The sequence below is a fragment of the Pseudomonas sp. B414 genome (assembly GCF_055408445.1).
In genome coordinates this window covers 1-19,600 of record NZ_JBUZTQ010000008.1, presented here as the reverse complement: position 1 = coordinate 19,600, position 19,600 = coordinate 1, and the positions used below count along the sequence as shown (strand labels likewise).

Sequence of the window (19,600 nt, the reverse complement as noted above, 5' to 3'; positions counted from 1 at the left end):
TCATGAACAACGATGAGCTGTACCTGCAACGTGCTGTGGAATTGGCCGCGAGTAATGTCGCCGACGGTGGCCGGCCCTTTGCTGCGGTGCTGGTCAAGAACGGTCAGGTGATCGTGGAAGCGGTCAACACCATCCATACCAGCCATGACCCCACCGCCCATGCAGAAATGCTGGCAATCCGCGGTGCCAGCCAACAACTGGGCACGCGTCTGGACGGGTGTGTGATCTACGCCAGCGGCCAGCCTTGCCCCATGTGCCTGAGTGCCATGTACCTGTGTGGTGTATCACGGGCTGTATATGCCGCTACTAACCAGCAGGCTGAACCCTTCGGGCTGTCTACCGCCGCGATCTACCGACAGTTGGCACTGTCCCTGAGTGCTCAGCAACTGCCTGTAGAGCATCTGGCACAACCTGCGATGGAGGCTATTTACCGGGACTGGAAGGCGTTGCATGTCTCTGGATAAATCTGCGTTTCGGGATTTCGCCAACTGGACCTTGCTGATTGTGCTTGGGCTTAACCTGCGCCCGCTGCTCAGCTCCATCAGCCCGCTGTTGCTGCAGATTCGCGCCGACACCGGGATGAGCTTTCAAGGCAGTGCCTGGTTGACCAGCCTGCCGGTGATTTGCATGGGCCTGGTGGCCTTGCTCGGGTTGCGCTTGCAAGTCCGTTTGGGCGAGCGGCGTGGTGTGGCCCTGGGTTTGGCGATGATTCTGGGAGCCTGTCTGTGGCGTCTGTCTGCACAACACGGCGAAACCCTGATGGCCACGGCCCTGTTGGGTGGTGCCGGTATTGCGCTGATTCAGGCCCTGGTCCCGGCATTGATCAAGCGCCAGTTCCAGCATCGGGTTGCGCTGGCATTGGGCGTGTATAGCGCATCGCTGATGGCCGGTGGCGGTCTGGCGGCACTGGTCAGCCCGATGGTTGCCGGGCATTTCAGTCATTGGCAGGCCGGGCTGGGGATCTGGCTGGTGCCAGCGTCTGTGGCGCTGTTGATGTGGTGGTTGCTGCCCTTTGCCGGTGCGGCACAGCGTGTGCAAGGAGCGTCCATTCGCCCGTGGTTCAGTCGCCGGGCGTGGCTATTGGCGCTGTACTTCGGCCTGGTCAACTGTGGCTATATGAGCATGGTCGCGTGGCTGCCCGCTTATTATTTGCAAATGGGCTGGAGTGCGACCCAAAGTGGCTCGCTACTGGCGTTTATGACTATTTTCCAGGTTGTCGCGGCTCTGGTCATGCCGGCCCTGGCCCATCGCAGCAGCGACCGGCGTCCGCTATTGGTGATCAGCCTGGGTGCGCAGGTGCTGGGTTATATTGGCCTGGTGCTGTGGCCGCTGGATTCACCCCATGTGTGGGTGGCCTTGATTGGTTTTGGCTTGGGTGCCTGTTTTGCCCTGAGCCTGATTCTGGTCCTGGACCATTGCCGCAAACCCAGTGAAGCCGGGCAACTTGCGGGCTTTGTGCAAGGGGCAGGGTTCCTGCTCAATGCCGTATCACCGTGGATGACCGGCTGGCTTCGCGAGCTGACCGGCAGCTTTGTCAGTGCCTGGTGGGTGCTGGTGGTTGCTGTTGTGTCGATGCTGGTACTGACGCGAATTTTCAGTCCGGGGAGTAATAGCCGGGGGGTGTTTGCAACCGATGAGGTGGCAACGGTTGAACCGGCATTTAAACAGTAGCTGCCCAATATGTGCGGGCTTTTAGCGTTTGGCCTTACCCACGAAGCGGATCACCCAGCCAGGGAATATCCCGACGCTGGTAACGGTGCGCCCGGAAGATCGCGTTGTTCTCACCCGGCAGATAAGCCCTGGCTGCTGAATCCGGGTACGCGGAGAAGTAGGGGTTGATATATTCCCAGACCACTTCACCTGCCGCGGTGACTTCAAACAGGCGGCCAAAGTTGGCCTCGGTCACCAGCGTATTGCCGTTATGCAGGCGTTGCGCGCCACCCATAAACGGGGTGAAAAAGGCATAGCCCGGGGTATCGGCGTACTGCCACACGACCCGCTGGCTCAGTGGTTCTATTTCCAGAATCCGCGAGTGCGGCATGCTGATATGCGGGCGCAAGATACCATTGTCGAATACCAGCACATTGCCGTTTTCCAGCTCGCTCGGACAATGCTGTTGCGCAACCAGATCATGCCCCAGACGCCACAGCACCGCACCGTTGTCGCGGGAAATGGCAATCACCGCCGAGACGCTGCGCAGGCTGAGGATGATCTTGCCATCGCGACCGGGCGAGACGGCGTTGGTCATGGGCCAGTGATAACGTTCGAAGGCGTCATGCAGCGGGTAGTCTTCAGGGCGTAAATGCTCCCAGCTGCGCCACTCCCACACCACATGGCCCTGGCGGTCGACTTCCTTCACCACATCCGCATAGATCACCCCACCAGACGCCTCGCTGCCGGGAATACCGCCCACTACGCGACGGGCCAGTTCCGCGCTCAACGGCTCTACGGTGGTGTACAGCAGATGGCCGTTTTCCAGCCACTGGGCATCGTGATGGTGCAGCAGGTCGGTGTGCTCCCAGACCACTTCTCCGTCAGGGGTGACCTCGCTAAAGGCGCCGCCATGCCATACCGACCAGCCCGGGAACAGGTCAGGCGAATCGGGGTGGTTGCCGTTATAACCGAGGTTGCCGTTGCGCAATATCACGGCATCACGGCCGGGGCGTTGTGGCAGCTTCCAGCGGTGCACGATCTCGCCGTCCAGGTCGATCAGGAATACATTGCCGTCCGCCGTTTGCGGGGCGAACAGCGTGTAGCCTCCGGCGCTGCGGGAATGATCGACGCCAACCAGACCGGTCTTGTGGCGTTTCAGGGTGGTGCTGTGCAGTTTTGACATGGTGTGACTCCCACAAGGTTCCACTGGCAATGTGTGCAGCAGGGGAGCATTGTCATGCTCCCCTGTGTGCGTGGAATCGAGTATGTCGAGGCAATCCGTGGCGCTCCATGCCAAACACCCCTCATTTGCTGCCATGCCGGACACCACGCTGCGCACGGTCGTGGTATTGGCATTCGATGCCCTGTTGCTGCTCAACGCAGCCGGCCCGCTGGAGGTGTTCGCTGCCATACCGCGACTGCTGGGCGGAACTTTCGCCACCCATCCACCTTATCGTCTATTGCTTGTATCACCGACAGGAGGCCAGATCACGTCGGTTTCCGGGATCAGCGTCACTACTCTTTCGCTTGCGCAAGTCGATCAACAAGCACCCACGATCGACACCTTGATCGTGGCAGGCGGGCCGGGCGTTGCGGCACTTGAGGCCAGCGCTCAGGTCTGCAACTGGTTGCGCAGCCGCGCCGCGCATATACGCAGGCTCTGCTCCATAGGCACGGGTACCTTCGCTCTGGCCGCAGCCGGTCTGCTTGATGGTCGCAAGGTGGTGACCCACTGGAAGTTTGCCGAAGAACTGCAAGCCCGCTACCCGGCGCTCCAATGCCAGAGCGAAGCGCTGTACCTGCACGACGCCAACCTGTGGACGTGCGCGGGTGCAGCCGCCGGTATCGATCTGGCGCTGGGGTTGGTCGAACAGGATCATGGCCCTCATATCGCGTTGGAGCTGGCGCGTTATTTCACCGTTTTTCTCTGGCGCTCGGCAGAGCAACCTCAGCTCAGTGCTTCGCTCAATGCCCAGTCCATCTCCCTGCGTACCGATCCGGATGTGCGCCTGGTACGGCTGCATGCCTGGATTGCGGCCAACCTGAAAAATGACCTGCGAGTGGAAAAACTGGCCGAGCAATTTGGCATGAGCCCGCGCCACTTTGCCCGCGCTTATGTGGCCACAACCGGCAATACGCCCGCCCAGGCGGTAGAGCTATTGCGTCTAGAAACCGCCTGCCAATTATTGAAAACCACAAGTGAGCCGATCAAGCGAATTGCCGAGACCGCAGGTTTTGGCCGGGAAGAGCGCATGCGGCGAGCGTTTCAGAAGCAATTTGGCCTCAGCCCGAACGATTACCGAAACCAAAGCACGTGCTCTGTGCCGCAAGATTGACCTTGTAGAAGGGGGGATATTTCACGACTCTGGCCCAATGCTGTTGTTATGCGCCAACAACATATTGATCAAGGCCCGAGTCACCTTGGGCAGTGCCTGCAGGTCGCGCACCAGTATGCTGCGTTCGCGTACCCGCCAGGGTTCGTCCAGTTCGATCACCGCCAGCCCCATGGTCTGCTGATGGCGACGGGCCGAAGACTCCGGCAGGATGGCGATGCCCACTCCGGCTTCGACCATTCGGCACATCGCCTCGAAGCTGTAGACCTTGATGCGCATATTCAGGGTTTTGCCGTGCAGGGCCACCTGTTCATTCAAAAAGCGCAGCAGGGTGGTGCCTTCGTGCAGGCCGATATGCGGGTAGGCCAGGGTTTCGGCCAGTTTGATCGATGTGCACTGGGCCAGAGGATGATCGAGGGGGGTGACCAGGACCAACTGGTCGGTGCTGAAGTGGATCACCTGCAGGCTGTCGGCCTCGACCGGGCCGGCAATGATGCCCATATCCGTTGAGCCATCCATGACCCCGCGGACAATATCGCGGCTCAGGCGCTCCTGCAGATCCACCGTCACGCCGGGGCGTTCGGCAAGAAAACCGGCGAGGATGCCGGGCAAAAATTCGGTGGCCGCCGTGGTGTTGGCAAAGATCCTGATATGCCCCGACGCCTCGGTGTCGTACTCGGTGAACTCGCTTTTCATATAGTCCACCTGGCGCATGATCACCCGCGCATGCTGCAAGAACAGTTCACCGGCAGGGGTCAGTTCAACGCCACGGCTGTCGCGGTACAACAGGCGGCTGGCCATGTTTTCTTCCAGGCTCTTGATCCGCGCACTGGCGGCTGCCGGCGAGATAGACGCTTTGCGTGCGCCCTGGGTAAGGCTCGGAGATTCGGCGATATGAATAAACAGTCGCAGGTCGACCAGATCAAAATGCATGTTTGATTCCCACTCGTTGCAGCGTTAAGCAAAACCGAACGCCCCCTTACCGAAACGCAGATTCACAGATCGCCTGGCTTTTGGCAATCATGGCCAAAATAACAAGCCACGGGGTCATCACCGATGAGCGATAACGCACTGGCCGACTGGATCGGTCGTACTGAAGAAATCCATGACCACCTGAGCCTGAATCTGGTCACCCGTATCGCCGCCACTTTCGGCGAGAAGGTGCCGCAGGCCGGGGAGCCTCTGCCAGCATTGTGGCAGTGGTGTTTTTTCCAGCCCGCTGTTGAGGACGAGGGGCTGGGCGGCGATGGTCATCCGGCCCGGGGCGGCTTTTTGCCTCCTGCCGACAACCGCAACCGCATGTGGGCGGGCGGGCGTGTCGAGTTCTTCACGCCACTCAAGGTGGACGCCAGGGCAACGCGTGTTTCCACCATTCTCGATGTGCGGGAAAAGCTCGGTAAAACCGGCTCGCTGCTGTTTGTCACGGTCCAGCATGACTATCTGCAGGACGGCCAACTGGCCATTCGTGAAGAGCAGGACATCGTTTACCGCGAACCGACACCGCCCAAGCTGGCAGGTGGCGAGCCGTTACCCACGGGTATCTGGCAGGAGTCGATCACCCCCAGCCCCACTTTGCTGTTCCGCTACTCGGCGGTGACCTTCAATGGCCATCGCATCCACTACGACTGGCCCTACGCGACGGACACCGAAGGCTATCCGGGTCTGGTCGTGCACGGGCCGCTGATGGCCACCTTGAGCCTGCGCGCTTTCTGCCGTGCCAACCCCCAGGCCCATGTACGGCGCTTTGCCTATCGCGGCGTGCGGCCGTTGATTGCGCCCCATCCCTTTGTGGTACGGGGGCGTGTCGCAGGTGCGGGCAAGGCCGAACTGTGGGTCGGTAATTCAGAAGGTATCGCCCAGCAGGGCGAAGTGAGCTTCGATTAATAATTACAACAAGGATCTGTAATGAATCCGTATCTGAACGAAGACTACAACGCCATTCGCGAGGGCGTGCGCGCCCTGTGTGCGGAGTTCCCGGCCGAGTACTGGCGCAAGATTGACGAACAGAAGGGCTTCCCCGAAGCCTTTGTCAGCGCCATGACCGAGGCCGGCTGGTTGTCGGCGATGATTCCGGAACAATACGGCGGCTCTGGCCTGGGGCTGGCCGAGGCCTCGGTGATTCTGGAGGAAGTCAACCACTGTGGCGGCAACTCTGGCACCGTGCATGGCCAGATGTACAACATGTTTACCTTGTTGCGTCACGGCAGCGAAGAGCAAAAAAGCTATTACCTGCCCCGGCTTGCCAGCGGTGAACTGCGCCTGCAATCGATGGGGGTGACCGAGCCGACCACGGGCACCGACACCACCAAAATCAAGACCACCGCCGTTCGCCTGGGCGACAAGTATGTGATCAACGGCCAGAAGGTGTGGATCTCGCGGGTGCAGCATTCCGACCTGATGATCCTGCTGGCCCGTACCACGCCGCTGGCCGAGGTGCAGAAAAAAGTCGACGGCATGTCGATCTTTCTGGTCGATCTGCGCGAAGCCATCGGCAATGGCCTGACCGTGCAACCGATTGCCAATATGGTCAATCATGAGACCAACGAGTTGTTTTTCGACAACCTTGAAATCCCCGCCAGCAGCCTGATCGGCGAAGAGGGCAAGGGCTTTCGCTATATCCTCGACGGGCTCAATGCCGAGCGCACGTTGATCGCCGCCGAGTGCATCGGTGACGGTCGCTGGTTCAATGAAAAATCTGCGCAATACGCCCGTGATCGGGTGGTGTTTGGTCGCCCGATCGGACAAAACCAGGGCGTGCAATTTCCTATCGCTGAAGCTCATATCGAGCTGGAGGCCGCCGACCTGATGCGCTGGCGCGCCTGCGAAGAATACGACAGCGGCGGCAAGGCCGGGGCCGCAGCCAATATGGCCAAGTACCTGGCGGCCAAGGCCAGTTGGGAGGCCGCCAACGCCTGTCTGCAGACCCATGGCGGGTTCGGCTTTGCCAATGAATACGACGTCGAGCGCAAGTTCCGCGAGACCCGTCTGTATCAGGTAGCGCCCATCTCCACCAACCTGATCCTGTCCTATGTGGCCGAGCATCTGCTTGAGTTGCCGCGTTCCTTCTAGAGCAGTTGCGCATATCGACATTGATGGAGAACGTTGCATGAGTCAGCACACGCAAGCGCTAACCGAATTTTTGGCCGCTCTGCATTACGAGCAGCTGCCCGAAGCCGTGATCAGCCGCACCGAAGACCTGTTTCTCGACTGGCTGGGCTCGGCCCTGGCCAGTCAGGGCGCGCATCCGATTCCGTTGTTCGAGCACTATGCGGCGAAGATGGGCCCGGCCACGGGGCCTGCCGGCATTCTGGTCAATGGCCAGACCACCTCGGCGTATTTTGCCGCGCTGGTCAATGCTGCCAGCTCCCATCTGGTGGAGCAGGATGACCTGCACAACAGTTCCGTGCTGCACCCGGCGACGGTGGTGTTTGCGGCCGTTCTGGCAGCGGCCCAGGACCTGGGCAAAACCGGCCGCGAGCTGATCCTCGCCGCCGTTGCCGGTTATGAGGCGGGCATTCGCATCGGCGAGTTTCTTGGTCGCTCGCACTACCGCATCTTCCATACCACGGCCACGGTCGGCACCCTTGCTGCTGCCGTGGGTGTCGGCAAGCTGATGGATTTCAACCAGGAGCAGTTGACTAACCTGCTGGGCAGTGCCGGTACCCAGGCGGCGGGGCTGTGGGAATTTCTGCGTGATGCGGCGGACTCCAAGCAGCTGCATACCGCCAAGGCGGCGGCTGATGGCTTGCTGGCGGCTTACATGACGGCCGAAGGGTTGAGCGGCGCACAAAATATTCTCGAAGGCGAACAGGGCATGGCTGCAGGTATGTCCAGTGACGCCAATCCGGCCTGCCTGTCCGATCGCCTGGGCAGCCGCTGGGCACTGACGGAAACCTCGTTCAAGTTTCACGCTTCGTGCCGGCATACCCACCCGGCAGCGGATGCGCTGCTGGCGTTGATGCAGCGCGAGGGGCTGCGTGCAGAAGACATTGCCAGTGTCACTACCCGGGTCCATCAGGGCGCCATCGATGTATTGGGCCGCGTGCAGGTACCACAGAGCGTGCATCAGGCCAAGTTCTCCATGGGCACGGTGCTGGGCCTGATCGCTGTTTACGGCAAGGCCGGGCTGCCCGAATTTCATCAGCATGCGCTGGCCGATCCGCGTATCGGCGAGTTTCGCGACAAAGTGCGCATGCAACTGGACGAGGAAGTTGATGGTGCCTACCCGCAGCGCTGGCTGGGCCGGGTGACGGTGACCACGGTGCAGGGCCACACCTTGCATGGGCGTATTGACGAGCCCAAGGGCGATCCGGGCAATACCCTCAGCCGCGCCGAACTGGAAGACAAGTTTCGCCGCCTGCTGGCCTTCTCGGGAGCGCGCAGTAATGAACAGGCAACGGTGCTGATCGAGCGTGTCTGGCAGTTGCGCCAGCTCGATGACTTGAGTGTGCTGACGCGCACCGGGAGCCCATCATGAGCGCCACCGCACAAAAACCGCGGCCACTGGACGGCATTACCGTGGTCAGCCTGGAGCACGCCATTGCGGCGCCGTTTTGCACCCGCCAACTGGCTGACCTTGGCGCGCGGGTGATCAAGATCGAACGTCCCGGCACCGGCGATTTTGCCCGCGCCTATGATGAGCGGGTCAATGGCCTGGCCTCGCACTTTGTCTGGACCAATCGCTCCAAGGAAAGCCTGACCCTCAACGTCAAGCAGCAGGAGGCGGGGGACGTACTCGACAAGCTGCTGGCCACGGCCGATGTGCTGGTACAGAACCTGGCACCGGGTGCGGCAGAGCGCATGGGGCTGTCTTTTGAAACCCTGCATAAACGCTTTCCACGCTTGATCGTCTGCGATATTTCCGGCTACGGCGAGGGCGGGCCGTATGAGCAGAAAAAGGCCTATGACCTGCTGATCCAGAGCGAAGGCGGCTTTCTGTCCGTGACCGGTGGGCCGGGGGAAAACGACATGGCCAAGGCCGGGTGCTCGATTGCCGATATCGCCGCGGGCATGTACGCCTACACCGGCGTGCTCTCGGCCTTGCTGCTGCGGGACAAGACTGGCGAGGGCAGCCGTATCGATGTATCTATGCTGGAAAGCCTGGTGGAATGGATGAACTACCCGCTGTATTACGCCTACGACGGTGCCGCGCCGCCGCCGCGAGCCGGTGCTGCACATGCCACCATCTACCCCTACGGGCCGTTCCCCACCGGCGACGGCGGCACAGTGATGCTCGGCTTGCAAAACGAGCGTGAATGGCAGCAATTTTGCGACAAGGTGTTGCTACAGCCAGACCTGGCGAGCAACCCGAGCTTTAATGCCAATGCGCGGCGTTCCGAGAACCGTAGCGAGTTGCGGGCCATCATCGTTGAAACCTTTGCCCGCATGAGTGCCGATGAAGTGATTACCCGGCTCGACGGGGCAGCGATTGCCAATGCCCATGTCAACGATATGGCCGGTGTGTGGGCTCACCCGCAACTGGCCGCCCGTGATCGCTGGCGTGAGGTGGACAGCCCGGCGGGCAAGATACCGGCGCTGCTGCCACCGGGGCGCAACGCCGCTTTCGAGCCGCGTATGGATGCGGTGCCCGGGCTGGGCGAGCACACCGACAGCCTGTTGGGTGAACTGGGCTACGGCGCGGATGATATCCAGCGTCTGCATCAACAAGGAGCCGTATAAGGCATGGAGCATAGTTATGGATAACCGGATAATTCGTTCAGCACTGTTTGTTCCGGCCACTCGCCCGGAGCGAATCCCCAAGGCGCTGCAAAGTGGCGCCGATGCGGTGATCGTCGATCTGGAAGACGCTGTAGCAGAAGACCTCAAGGCCCGGGCGCTGGCCAATCTGGATACTTTCCTTGAGACCCATCCCCAGGCCCGGGTGCTGGTGCGCATCAATGCACCGCAGCATCGGCAACAGGCGGCGGATCTCGAGTTATGCCGGCGTCAGCCCGGCGTGGTGGCGGTATTGCTGCCCAAGGCCGAAAGCGCCGCACAGGTCGAACTGGCTGCGGCCTGTGGCAAACCGGTGTGGCCGATTATCGAAAGTGCCAAAGGCTTGCTTGAGTTGCCGGCCATTGCCCGGGCTCCTGGGGTTGAGCGCCTGAGTTTCGGTGCGCTGGACCTGGGCCTGGATCTGGGGCTGGCCAGCGACACTGCAGCCGCGCAACGCATGCTCGATCAGGCCCGCTACGGCATTTTGTTGCACAGCACCCTGGCGCAGCTGGCGCCGCCGCTGGACAGCGTTTTTGCCGATATAAAGAACACCGAGGGCATGACCCGCATGGCCGCCGATGCCCGGGATATGGGCTTTGGCGGCCTGCTGTGCATCCACCCGAGTCAGGTGGCCCTGATTCACGCCGCCTATATGCCCCGTCAGGACGAACTGGATTGGGCCCGCCGGGTTGTGAATGCCGTTGCTTGCGGGGGCGGGGTGTTTGTGGTCGACGGGCAGATGGTCGACGCCCCGGTCATCGGGCTGGCCCGACGGGTATTGCGCCGCGCCGGTCTGCCTTCTGCCTGAGGTCAGGCGAACAGGTTCAAACGCACTACAGGCAACACCAGGCACTACCAAACATATAACAACAAGAGGTATGTACCCATGATCAAGCACACCCTCAAGGCATTGGTTTGCGCACTCCCGTTATTCGCAGGTTTTGCGAGCGCAGCCGACCCCATCAGCATCAAGTTTGCCCACGTTGTCGCCGAACACACGCCCAAGGGGCAGGGGGCACTGCTGTTCAAAAAACTGGCCGAGGAACGCCTGCCGGGGCAGGTCAAGGTCGAGGTGTACCCGAACTCCTCGCTGTTCGGTGATGGCAAGGAAATGGAAGCGCTGCTGCTCGGTGACGTGCAGCTGCTGGCGCCGTCGCTGGCCAAGTTCGAGCACTACTCCAAGCCGATCCAGATCTTCGATCTGCCCTTTCTGTTCACCGATATCAATGCACTCGACCGCTTCCAGCAGAGCCCGCAAGGCCAGGCCCTGCTCAAGTCCATGGAGGGCAAGGGCATTACCGGGCTCGGTTACTGGCATAACGGCATGAAGCAATTATCCGCCAACAAGGCTTTGTATGAGCCCAAGGATGCCCGTGGCCTGAAGTTCCGGGTACAGGCCTCGGCGGTACTGGATGAGCAGTTCAAGGCCTTGCGTGCGGCGCCACGCAAGATGAGTTTTGCCGAGGTTTATCAGGGCTTGCAGACCGGAGTGGTAAATGGCACCGAGAACACCTGGTCGAACTACGAAAGCCAGAATGTGTATGAGGTGCAGAAGTTCTTCACCGAGTCCAACCATGGCGCCATCGACTATATGGTGATCACCAACACCAAGTTCTGGAACGGCTTGCCTGAAGAGGTGCGTAAAACCCTGGATCAGGTCATGGCCGAGGTCACCGTGGAGGTGAACAAGCAGGCCGAGGCGCTGAACCAGACTTCGCGCAAGCGCATTGCTGACGCCGGCACCAGTGAAATCATCACCCTGACCCCGGAGCAGCGCGAGTTGTGGCGTGAAGCCATGCGCCCGGTATGGAAGAAGTTCGAGAGCGATATCGGCCCTGAGGTGATCGCCGCCGCCGAACAGGCCAACCAAAGCAGCTAAGCCCCCTGATGACTGCTGGTGACCCCTTGTGGAGTCGCCAGCGGTGCTATTGGTGCCTTTTGTCGCTTTGCGACCGCTCTTTCAAGGGAGATAACCATGCACGCAGTCGCTCGTGTCTGGAATCACGCGGAAGAAATGCTGGTGGCGTTCCTGCTTGCAGGCATGACCCTGGTCACTTTCGCGTATGTGGTATTCAACAACCTCTACGGTGTTTTCTATTCCCTGGGGGATTCGCTGCCGTTCGCCAACGAGACCATGCTCGGCATCGGCGACAGTATTCTCTACGTTGCCCAGGAGATGACCTGGAGCGTGGCGCTGACCAAGGCCATGTTTGGCTGGCTGATTTTTGTCGGCCTGGCCTGGGGCGTGCGTATCGGTGCGCATATTGGCGTCGACTTGCTGGTGCGCCAGTTCAACCCCGCCAACCAGCGCCGTGTGGCCTTGCTCGCCGTAGCCATTTGCCTGGGCTATTGCGTGCTGATGGCGTACTCCAGCGAGCAGTGGGTTGCCACTTTGTATGCCGTTGGCACCAGTGCTGAAGACCTGGACCGTTTCGGTATCAAGCAATGGCAAGTCGTAATGATCGTGCCCATCGGTTTTACCCTGATGTTCGTGCGTTTCCTGCAGATTTTTATCCGCATCCTCCAGGGCAAGCAGCAAGGTCTGGGCTTGCACAGTGAAGTGGATGACGCCGTAAAACTGGCGGAAAACGACGAGCAGGGGACCCCGAAATGACCATTACCTTCCTTTTTGTCGCCCTGTTCGTGCTGATGTTTGTTGGCATCCCGGTGGCGATTTCCCTGGGTTTGTCCGGGGCCATGACCATCTTGTTTTTCAGTAATGACTCGGTGCGTTCACTGGCGATCAAACTGTTTGAAACCAGCGAACACTACACCTTGCTGGCGATTCCGTTCTTTCTGTTGTCCGGTGCATTTATGACCAGCGGCGGCGTAGCCCGACGCCTGATCGATTTTGCCAACGCCTGCGTCGGTCATATCAAGGGTGGCCTGGCGATTGCCGCGATCATGGCCTGCATGCTGTTTGCTGCGCTGAGCGGTTCGTCACCGGCCACGGTGGCCGCGGTGGGTTCGATCGTTATCGCTGGCATGGTGCGCTCCGGCTACAAGCAGGATTTCGCCGCCGGTATCGTCTGTAACGCCGGTACCCTGGGTATCCTGATTCCGCCGTCGATTGTGATGGTGGTTTACGCCACCGCCACCGAAACCTCAGTAGGCAAGCTGTTTATGGCCGGTGTGGTGCCGGGCCTGTTGCTGGGACTGGTGTTGATGGTGACCATCTACATCATGGCGCGGGTCAAAGACATGCCTTCGCTGCCACGGGCCTCGTTCAAGGAAATCGTCACCGCAGGGCGTCGTGCCGGTTGGGGGCTGATGCTGATCGTGATCATCCTTGGCGGCATTTACTCGGGCATGTTCACCCCTACCGAAGCGGCGGCTGTGGCTGCGGTCTACGCGGCGTTCGTGGCGATTTTTATCTACAAGGACATGACTGTTCGCGAATGCCCGAAGGTGATTATCGAGGCGGGCAAACTGAGCGTGGTGCTGATGTTTATTATCGCCAACGCCATGCTCTTTGCCCACGTGCTGACCACCGAGCAGATCCCGCAGTCGATCACCGCCTGGGTAGTGGAACAGGGCTTTACCCCGATTGAATTCCTGCTGGTGGTCAATATCGTGCTGCTGGTGGCCGGGACTTTTATGGAGCCTTCGGCGATTATCCTGATCCTGGCGCCGATCCTGTTCCCGATTGCCATGCAACTGGGCATCGACCCGATCCACCTGGGCATCATCATGGTGGTGAATATGGAGATCGGCCTGATCACGCCGCCGACCGGGCTTAACCTGTTCGTCACCTCGGCGGTTACGGGTATGCCGCTGACCCGCGTGGTGCGTGCGGTATCGCCGTGGCTGCTGGTGATGCTGGCGTTCCTGGTGCTGGTGACCTATGTACCGTTTGTGTCGCTGGCGCTGCCGAACTGGTTGGGGATGTAGTGGTGATGCGCTCCGTCAGGTAGAAAGAATTGCTTGCATCGCAGGCAAGCCAGCTCCCACAGGTTTTGTGTCGCACGCAAAATTTGATGCTTGCAGGGAACATTGTGGGAGCGGGCTTGCTCGCGATGCAGGCGTCGCGGTCTGTCAGTTAAGCCGAGGTGCTGCCAGCCAGCTCCCATGGGGCTGTGACAGGTTGTAGCGGGCCAGCCGGGTAGCCTGCTCATTGGGGCAGGCACCGCTCAGGGGTATACTCGTACGCCTCGCAACTCACCCAAATCATTCGTATCGGAATTTCCCATGAGCAGTTCTCTTTCCCTGACGCCTGCGCGCAAGCCGCTTGCGCCGCTGGTGGCTTTTGTCTTGCTGGTGCTGGGCGCCATCTTTCTGCAAAACAGTGTCGGCTCGCGCCAGGTGCTGTTGCTGATCGTCGGCGCGGCGCTGGGCTTGACCCTTTATCACGCCGCCTTTGGTTTTACCTCGGCCTGGCGGGTATTTATCAATGATCGCCGCGGCGCAGGTTTGCGCGCGCAGATGGTCATGCTGGCCGTGGCCGCGGTGCTGTTTTTCCCTGCGCTGGGAGCAGGCACTCTGTTTGGCCAGCCGGTAGTCGGGCTGGTGGCGCCGATCGGGGTGTCGGTGGTGTTCGGTGCGTTTATTTTCGGCATCGGTATGCAACTGGGTGGCGGTTGTGCATCGGGCACCCTGTTTACCGTCGGCGGCGGTAATGCGCGCATGCTGGTGACCCTGTTTTTCTTTATCTGCGGATCATTGATCGCCACTCACCATGTTGACTGGTGGTTTGCCTTGCCTTCGTTCCCGGCGACTTCCATTGTCAAAACCTTCGGTGTGGTTCCAGCCTTGCTGCTGAGCCTGGCTGTGTTCGCGATCATTGCCGCAGTGACCGTGCGCCTGGAAAAGTCCCGTCACGGCACCCTTGAAGCAAGCGTGACCAGCGAACATCAGGGCCTGCGTCGCTTCTTGCGCGGGCCGTGGCCATTGGTGTGGGGGGCGATTGGTCTGGCGCTGCTCAATTACGCCACGCTGGCCCTGGCAGGGCGGCCGTGGGGCATCACCTCGGCGTTCGCCCTGTGGGGCGCCAAGGCAGCGAGCGGGTTGGGTGTTGATGTCGGCAGTTGGGGCTTCTGGCAGATGCCGGGCAATGCCAAGGCTCTGGCCGCACCGGTGTGGGAAGACATCACCAGTGTGATGGACATCGGCATCGTTCTCGGTGCGCTATTGGCTGCAGGTCTGGCCGGGCGTTTTGCTCCCAGCCTGAAAATCCCGGCTCGTTCACTGATCGCTGCAGTGATCGGTGGTCTGCTGCTTGGTTATGGCTCGCGTCTGGCCTACGGCTGCAATATTGGCGCGTACTTCAGCGGTATCGCCTCGGGCAGCCTGCATGGCTGGGTATGGTTGGTGGCAGCCTTTATCGGTAACAGCGTGGGCGTGCGCCTGCGGCCGATGTTCTTTGCGGGCGAGCGTCCACAGGTGGCGTTGAGCGGCTGCTAAAAAAATCTGTGCCGGGGCTGCTTTCTCTTCAGCAGCCCCTTTTTGTCAGCGACGATAGTAGCGGTGATCGTTGTCATAGCGCTGGCGCATGGCCCGATCATGACGGCGTTCCCAATCACGATGGCGCTCGGCTTCGCGGCGGGCTTGCTCCCGGCGCCATTGATCGCGACGCCAGTCTCTGCGCCGATCGTCTCGGTGATCCTGCCAGCGGTTGTCATGCCAGTTACGGTCGTCACGGGCAAGCAATGGCGCTGACTGTTTGTTTGCTAGCGCTGGCCAAGGGTTGGCAGCAGCCTCAGGGGCTGCAGGTTCAGTGGCAAAAACCGCAGGAGAGGCTTTCATCGGTGTGGCGGATGCCGAGCCCATTGCCGCGAACGCGAACAGGCTCAGAAGCACCATCCGTGGGGCGTGGAATTTCATGAGCAAAGAGAACCTCTGTCTATCAATCGAATATGTGGCGATCTGCTGTGCAACGCCTGGGGCTCGCACTTGCCGGGCAGATACGCGTGTTCACATAGACAGATAAACAGGGAAAAGTTCGATGGCCCTGTTGCCTGTAAACCACCCTCAGCCGATTAAAACAGCACGTAAAACGGCGCCTTAGCGCCGTTTTACGAGGTTTATGGTTGCTTAGTGTTCTTGCTCGAAACTCTTTTTACGCAAGGCCGGGGCCTGTTCGTGGTGCTCGTCGGCCTCGACAATCGGTACTTCCTTGCCATTGCAGTCGAACAGCTTGCCGTCGCGAAATACATCGCCATCGTTGAGGCAACTGATATCCCGCGAGCGCAGGATGCGGTCGCTGGCGGCGACGAATACCGACTGCTGGTCGGAGTTGCCGGCGCGCAAATGGTTGAACAGCAGGTTGAGCAGGATGGCCATGATTGCGGCCGAGCTGATGCCGGAGTGGAAGATGGTCTCGAACCAGGTCGGGAAGTGCTGGTAGAAGTTGGGTGCTGCGATCGGGATCATGCCGAAACCGATTGAGGTAGCGACGATAATCAGGTTCATGTTGTTGCGATAGTCCACCTGGGCCAGGGTCCGGATGCCGCTGGCGGCAACGGTGCCGAACAGCACCAGGCCGGCACCACCGAGCACGGCAGTGGGTACGGCGGCGACCAGTCGTCCCATCACCGGCAGCAGCCCCAGTGTGACCAGGATCAGGCCGCCGGTGGCCACCACATAACGGCTCTTGATGCCGGTAACGGCGACCAGGCCAACGTTCTGCGCAAAGGCACTCTGGGTAAACGAGCCAAACAGAGGCGCCAGGGCACTGGAAATCATGTCGGCGCGCAGGCCGTTGCCAAGGCGTTTGGAATCGACCTTGGTTTCGATGATTTCACCTACCGCAAGAATATCTGCGGAGGTCTCGACCATGGTCACGATAATCACGATCAGCATCGACAGGATGGCCGCGAGCCGGAACTCGGGCATACCGAAGTGCAGCACCTCGGGCAATGCGACCAGCGGGCCTTCAAGCACCCGGGAGAAGTCGGTCATGCCAACGGCGGTCGCCACCAGCGTGCCGATAACGATTGCCAGCAGAATCGACAAGCGCGAGATGCTGGCACTGCCCAGCTTGCTAAGCAGCAATACGAGCACCAGGGTGATTGCCGCCAGGCCAATATTGGCCATGCTGCCGAAGTCAGGTGACTGACTGTTGCCGCCCATGGCCCAGCGTGCCGTGACCGGCATCAGGGTCAGGCCGATGGTGGTGATGACGATGCCCGTCACCAGCGGCGGAAAGTACTTGGTAATACTGGAAAACAGCGGCGTGATCAGCAGGCCGATCACTGACGCCACGATTACCGCGCCGAACACCACCGGCAGCCCGCCTGCGCCGTCACTGCCAATAATGGCGACCATGGTGGAGACGCCAGCGAACGACACCCCCTGCACCAGCGGCAAGCGACAACCGAAGAAAGGAATACCCAGGGTCTGCAACAGAGTGGCCAGGCCACCGGCGAACAGCGAAGCGGCGATCAACAGGCCAACGTCGGCAGAAGACAGGCCAGCCGCCTGCCCGATGATCAGGGGCACAGCAATGATGCCCCCATACATTGTCAGTACATGCTGCAGGCCGTAAGCCAGGTTGGCGCCAATACCGAGGTTTTCGTCTTCTGGACGAGGGGAAGCGGGAGAAGTCATGGTGAGTAGCTCGCTTTTGTTATTTTAGATGCGTCTAACAGCACGTTTTCAGTTGCATTCGTTGAGTCCTGTCAGGGACTCAACGTCCTGAAGGGGTTATTCGCCGCTGACCAACTGGTGGGCCAACTGGTTGTGGCGTTCCAGCACCCGCGGCAGGTCGACAGTGGTCAGATGGCCGTCCTTGACCACAACCCGGCCATTGATCACGCTCGTGTCGACATGGGTCGGGGTGCAGAACACCAGCGCTGCCAGCGGGTCGTGGTGGGCGCCGGCATAGGCCAGATGGCCAAGGTCGAAGGCGACGAAATCCGCCACCATGCCGGGGGCCAGGGCGCCGATATCATTGCGGTTAAGCACCTTGGCACCACCCAGGGTGGCGATTTCCAGAGCCTCGCGGGCGGACATCGCATCCGGGCCAAAGCCGACGCGCTGCAGCAGCATGGCCTGGCGAACCTCGCCGATCATGCTGGCGCCATCATTGGAAGCCGAACCGTCGACGCCCAGGCCCACCGGCACACCGTGGTCACGCATCTTGCGGATCGGCGCGATGCCGGAGCCCAGGCGCATGTTCGAGCACGGACAGTGGGCTACCCCGGTGCCGGTGCGGGCGAACAGCTCGATGCCGTGCTGGTCCAGTTGCACACAATGGGCGTGCCAGACATCGTGGCCGACCCAGCCCAGGTCTTCGGCGTACTCGGCAGGGGTCATGCCGAACTTCTCGCGGCTGTAGGCGATGTCACTGACGTTTTCGGCAAGGTGGGTGTGCAGCGATACACCGTATTGGCGGGCCAGTACGGCGGCCTCGCGCATCAGGTCACGGCTGACCGAAAAGGGCGAGCAGGGCGCCACGACCATGCGCAGCATCGAGCCATGGCGGGGGTCATGGTAGTCCTCGATCAGGCGTTGGGACTCCTTGAGGATGTAGCTTTCTTTCTCCACCACCGAGTCGGGCGGCAAGCCGCCCTGGCTGCGGCCCACACTCATACTGCCGCGAGCGGCGTGAAAGCGCATGCCGATTTCGGCGGCGGCATGGATGCTGTCGTCCAGCTTGCAGCCGTTGGGGTAGATATACAGGTGGTCACTGGAGGTGGTGCAGCCAGAAAGGATCAGCTCGGCCATCGCGGTTTGGGTCGATACCGAGATCATTTCCGGCGTCAGTCGTGCCCAGATTGGATACAAGTTGTTGAGCCAATTGAATAATTCACCATCCTGAGCGGCCGGTACAACACGGGTGAGGCTCTGGTACATATGGTGGTGGGTGTTGACCAGACCGGGGATCACCACTTTGCCGGTCATATCCAGAATCACATCGGCGTGCTGCGGCAGGGTTTCGGTCGGGCCGACCTGCTTGATCAGGTTGTCTTCGATAAACAGGCCACCGCGTTTGATCTCCCGGCGTTCACCATCCATTGTGACCAAAAGTTCGGCGTTTTTGACCAGTAAAGTCTTGGGCATGGGTATTCCTCTTCCGTTTGGAGTTTGCTGTCAACGTGATGCTGTTGCGGGCATCGGTTTTCGGCTTGAGCCAAGCCCCGGCAGCCGCATGCAGCGCGGCTGGGCAGGGGCTGTCGGTTCACTGGCACACCCATGGGCGCAGTGAATGCTGGACGACATACGCCGGTAAGGCGCGATGGGTTGAAGCTGCTGTGCAAGCTGCATGGTGTTTACCGTCGCAATACGCATCGGCGATTACCGGTGTCGTAGGCGCGGGTTGATGTAACCAGAATTGGTTATTATTGTATACAACTAAAAATGCAGAGTTGTTGGGGATTGTTGCGGTGGGGCTGGTGGCATCTGGCTCGCCGGGTACATATCCGGTCTGTTCATGATCATGCACGATGCAGTTGTGGGAGCGGGCTTGCCCGCGATGCAGGCGGCGCGGTGCGATGGTCAGGGCGCGTCTTAAAGTTACTGCTCCACCGGGTACATATCCGGCATTTTCTTATAACTGAAACTATGGTTTCGCTCTTACAGCGAGTCCCTTTTGAAAGGACCCAAAAGGAACCAAAAGGTCCTTTCCCCATCGTACGGCCTCCCGGAGGGCGGTAGAGCAAGAGCCGCCGAGGCGGTCGACCGGCCGGCCTGATTGGAGGTAGTACGTGTATCTGTCCAAGATTGCTTTTGCTTTTGCTTTTGTAATGCGATTGTTCAGACGACGCGAATGCCCATAACAGTGCCGGAGTGAGGGCACCGCCGAGCCCAGGCGAGGCGGCCGTATGGTAGGGCAAGGCCTTTTTGCTTACTTTTGTGGCTGTCCCTCCGTGTCAGGCTATCTGTCGCCTCTATTGATTGACTCACTCAAGAGGGCGAAGGTGTATCGCAATGCCTAAGACTTACTCCAACAGCTTCAAAGA

At 60.3% G+C, this 19,600-nt stretch carries 17 protein-coding genes; 12 read left to right on the top strand and 5 right to left on the bottom strand.

All coding sequences use genetic code 11. From position 1 onward, the window contains the following. The first annotated feature begins 2 nt into the window (after positions 1-2). Positions 3-464 carry a nucleoside deaminase gene (locus tag ACZRMH_RS09245; RefSeq protein ID WP_464013163.1) on the top strand — a complete coding sequence of 154 codons (462 nt, stop codon included), beginning with the start codon at positions 3-5 and terminating at the stop codon, positions 462-464. After that, positions 451-1,671: a CynX/NimT family MFS transporter gene (locus ACZRMH_RS09240; protein ID WP_464013162.1), complete on the top strand. Its 1,221-nt coding sequence runs from the start codon at positions 451-453 to the stop codon at positions 1,669-1,671. Before ACZRMH_RS09245 ends, ACZRMH_RS09240 begins: the two co-directional genes overlap by 14 nt. Before the next feature lie 34 nt (positions 1,672-1,705). On the opposite strand, the gene ACZRMH_RS09235 is transcribed toward ACZRMH_RS09240, so the two are convergent. Continuing rightward, the gene (locus ACZRMH_RS09235; protein ID WP_464013161.1) at positions 1,706-2,836 is read right to left on the bottom strand and encodes an aryl-sulfate sulfotransferase; all 1,131 of its coding nucleotides are present in this window, start codon (positions 2,834-2,836) and stop codon (positions 1,706-1,708) included. Between the two features lie 82 nt (positions 2,837-2,918). Here ACZRMH_RS09235 and ACZRMH_RS09230 point away from each other — a divergent pair, with 82 nt between their 5' ends. After that, positions 2,919-3,989, top strand: coding sequence for a GlxA family transcriptional regulator (locus tag ACZRMH_RS09230; RefSeq protein WP_464013160.1), 1,071 nt, complete (start codon positions 2,919-2,921; stop codon positions 3,987-3,989). 21 nt (positions 3,990-4,010) lie between these two features. On the opposite strand, the gene ACZRMH_RS09225 is transcribed toward ACZRMH_RS09230, so the two are convergent. Continuing rightward, positions 4,011-4,919 (bottom strand): LysR substrate-binding domain-containing protein, encoded by a 909-nt coding sequence (locus tag ACZRMH_RS09225; protein ID WP_464013159.1) that lies wholly within the window; start codon positions 4,917-4,919, stop codon positions 4,011-4,013. 123 nt (positions 4,920-5,042) lie between these two features. On the opposite strand from ACZRMH_RS09225, the gene ACZRMH_RS09220 reads away from it, so the two are divergent. The 9 genes from ACZRMH_RS09220 (at position 5,043) to ACZRMH_RS09180 (ending at position 15,101) form a co-directional block, all read left to right on the top strand. Beyond that, a complete protein-coding gene (locus ACZRMH_RS09220) occupies positions 5,043-5,870 on the top strand; it encodes an HTD2 family dehydratase (RefSeq protein WP_464013158.1) in 828 nt (275 codons plus the stop codon). A gap of 21 nt (positions 5,871-5,891) precedes the next feature. Continuing rightward, a complete protein-coding gene (locus tag ACZRMH_RS09215; RefSeq protein ID WP_464013157.1) occupies positions 5,892-7,055 on the top strand; it encodes an acyl-CoA dehydrogenase family protein in 1,164 nt (387 codons plus the stop codon). A 37-nt stretch (positions 7,056-7,092) separates the two neighbouring features. Next, a complete protein-coding gene (locus tag ACZRMH_RS09210; protein ID WP_464013156.1) occupies positions 7,093-8,463 on the top strand; it encodes an MmgE/PrpD family protein in 1,371 nt (456 codons plus the stop codon). Continuing rightward, positions 8,460-9,665, top strand: coding sequence for a CaiB/BaiF CoA transferase family protein (locus tag ACZRMH_RS09205; protein WP_464013155.1), 1,206 nt, complete (start codon positions 8,460-8,462; stop codon positions 9,663-9,665). The genes ACZRMH_RS09210 and ACZRMH_RS09205 overlap by 4 nt, the downstream gene beginning before the upstream one ends. Positions 9,666-9,681: 16 nt before the next feature. Further along, a complete protein-coding gene (locus tag ACZRMH_RS09200) occupies positions 9,682-10,509 on the top strand; it encodes an HpcH/HpaI aldolase/citrate lyase family protein (protein WP_464013154.1) in 828 nt (275 codons plus the stop codon). A 78-nt stretch (positions 10,510-10,587) separates the two neighbouring features. Then, on the top strand, positions 10,588-11,580 hold the full coding sequence (locus ACZRMH_RS09195; protein WP_464013153.1) for a TRAP transporter substrate-binding protein: 993 nt from the start codon (positions 10,588-10,590) through the stop codon (positions 11,578-11,580). Positions 11,581-11,676: 96 nt separating this feature from the next. Continuing rightward, positions 11,677-12,315, top strand: a complete 639-nt coding sequence (locus tag ACZRMH_RS09190; RefSeq protein WP_464013152.1) for a TRAP transporter small permease — start codon at positions 11,677-11,679, stop codon at positions 12,313-12,315. Next, positions 12,312-13,592 carry a C4-dicarboxylate TRAP transporter large permease protein DctM gene (gene dctM / locus ACZRMH_RS09185; protein WP_464013151.1) on the top strand — a complete coding sequence of 427 codons (1,281 nt, stop codon included), beginning with the start codon at positions 12,312-12,314 and terminating at the stop codon, positions 13,590-13,592. Before ACZRMH_RS09190 ends, dctM begins: the two co-directional genes overlap by 4 nt. Positions 13,593-13,889: 297 nt before the next feature. Further along, positions 13,890-15,101: a YeeE/YedE family protein gene (locus ACZRMH_RS09180; protein WP_464013150.1), complete on the top strand. Its 1,212-nt coding sequence runs from the start codon at positions 13,890-13,892 to the stop codon at positions 15,099-15,101. A gap of 45 nt (positions 15,102-15,146) precedes the next feature. Here ACZRMH_RS09180 and ACZRMH_RS09175 read toward each other — a convergent pair whose 3' ends face one another. The 3 genes from ACZRMH_RS09175 to ACZRMH_RS09165 form a co-directional block, all read right to left on the bottom strand. Next, complete coding sequence (locus ACZRMH_RS09175) at positions 15,147-15,521, bottom strand: hypothetical protein (RefSeq protein WP_464013149.1); 375 nt, start codon at positions 15,519-15,521, stop codon at positions 15,147-15,149. Positions 15,522-15,731: 210 nt separating this feature from the next. Continuing rightward, positions 15,732-17,246: a nucleobase:cation symporter-2 family protein gene (locus ACZRMH_RS09170; protein WP_464013148.1), complete on the bottom strand. Its 1,515-nt coding sequence runs from the start codon at positions 17,244-17,246 to the stop codon at positions 15,732-15,734. A gap of 96 nt (positions 17,247-17,342) precedes the next feature. After that, entirely contained in the window at positions 17,343-18,701 is a 1,359-nt protein-coding gene (locus ACZRMH_RS09165) for an 8-oxoguanine deaminase (RefSeq protein WP_464013147.1), read from the bottom strand. Between the last annotated feature and the right edge of the window lie 899 nt (positions 18,702-19,600).

Coding starts and splice junctions, on each gene's coding strand:
- ACZRMH_RS09180 (WP_464013150.1), top strand. CDS start 13,890: ATGAGCAGTTCTCTTTCCCTGACGCCTGCGCGCAAGCCGCTTGCGCCG.
- ACZRMH_RS09235 (WP_464013161.1), bottom strand. CDS start 2,836: ATGTCAAAACTGCACAGCACCACCCTGAAACGCCACAAGACCGGTCTG.
- ACZRMH_RS09215 (WP_464013157.1), top strand. CDS start 5,892: ATGAATCCGTATCTGAACGAAGACTACAACGCCATTCGCGAGGGCGTG.
- dctM (WP_464013151.1), top strand. CDS start 12,312: ATGACCATTACCTTCCTTTTTGTCGCCCTGTTCGTGCTGATGTTTGTT.
- ACZRMH_RS09170 (WP_464013148.1), bottom strand. CDS start 17,246: ATGACTTCTCCCGCTTCCCCTCGTCCAGAAGACGAAAACCTCGGTATT.
- ACZRMH_RS09195 (WP_464013153.1), top strand. CDS start 10,588: ATGATCAAGCACACCCTCAAGGCATTGGTTTGCGCACTCCCGTTATTC.
- ACZRMH_RS09240 (WP_464013162.1), top strand. CDS start 451: ATGTCTCTGGATAAATCTGCGTTTCGGGATTTCGCCAACTGGACCTTG.
- ACZRMH_RS09245 (WP_464013163.1), top strand. CDS start 3: ATGAACAACGATGAGCTGTACCTGCAACGTGCTGTGGAATTGGCCGCG.
- ACZRMH_RS09225 (WP_464013159.1), bottom strand. CDS start 4,919: ATGCATTTTGATCTGGTCGACCTGCGACTGTTTATTCATATCGCCGAA.
- ACZRMH_RS09210 (WP_464013156.1), top strand. CDS start 7,093: ATGAGTCAGCACACGCAAGCGCTAACCGAATTTTTGGCCGCTCTGCAT.
- ACZRMH_RS09175 (WP_464013149.1), bottom strand. CDS start 15,521: ATGAAATTCCACGCCCCACGGATGGTGCTTCTGAGCCTGTTCGCGTTC.
- ACZRMH_RS09165 (WP_464013147.1), bottom strand. CDS start 18,701: ATGCCCAAGACTTTACTGGTCAAAAACGCCGAACTTTTGGTCACAATG.
- ACZRMH_RS09205 (WP_464013155.1), top strand. CDS start 8,460: ATGAGCGCCACCGCACAAAAACCGCGGCCACTGGACGGCATTACCGTG.
- ACZRMH_RS09190 (WP_464013152.1), top strand. CDS start 11,677: ATGCACGCAGTCGCTCGTGTCTGGAATCACGCGGAAGAAATGCTGGTG.
- ACZRMH_RS09220 (WP_464013158.1), top strand. CDS start 5,043: ATGAGCGATAACGCACTGGCCGACTGGATCGGTCGTACTGAAGAAATC.
- ACZRMH_RS09230 (WP_464013160.1), top strand. CDS start 2,919: ATGTCGAGGCAATCCGTGGCGCTCCATGCCAAACACCCCTCATTTGCT.
- ACZRMH_RS09200 (WP_464013154.1), top strand. CDS start 9,682: ATGGATAACCGGATAATTCGTTCAGCACTGTTTGTTCCGGCCACTCGC.